Annotated in this window: 1 protein-coding gene; it reads left to right on the plus strand. The window is 48.2% G+C overall.

Annotation, left to right across the window (positions count from 1 at the left end):
- Positions 1 to 31: 31 nt before the first annotated feature.
- The coding region (locus R7Q48_RS29005) for a metal ABC transporter solute-binding protein, Zn/Mn family (RefSeq protein WP_318133812.1) at positions 32 to 598 on the plus strand (567 nt) is incomplete at its 3' end.

Below are 598 nucleotides of genomic sequence, written 5' to 3' on the forward strand. Positions count from 1 at the left end.
TACGTCATGACTTTTGGGGCGCACGGTGCTCATGCGTTCTAAGTCATTAACCTTTATCTCTAAAGGTTTAGGCACAATGGCAGCGATTGCTGCCATTGTTTCTTCTCCAACATGGGCTTTGGATATTTTTGTTTGTGAGCCGGAATGGAAAGCTTTATTGCAACGCCACGCTCCAGAAGCAAATATCTATTCTGCTACTACCGATAAACAAGATCCACATTACGTGCAAGCTCGCCCTTCGTTGATTGCGAAAATGCGTCAAGCCGATTTGGCTATGTGTTCTGGAGCAGAGCTAGAAGTAGGGTGGTTGCCTATGCTACAGGCACGAAGCTCAAATGCTGCGGTGCAAAATGGGGCAAAAAGCATGATTTACGCTGCCAGTTTTGTACGTATGCTGGATACACATCAACATGTGGATCGCAGTATGGGTGACATTCATGCGCATGGTAATCCGCACGTGCAGTTTGCGGCGAATGACATGATTACGCTTTCGCGCGTTGTGACTCAGCGTGTGCAAGCGGTTGATCCTGAAAATGCGCCAAGCGACCAGCTCAATGGGATGAGGTTGCGTGCGCATGGGCGAAAAAAACTCAACGAA

Source organism: Vibrio sp. 378 (assembly GCF_033339435.1).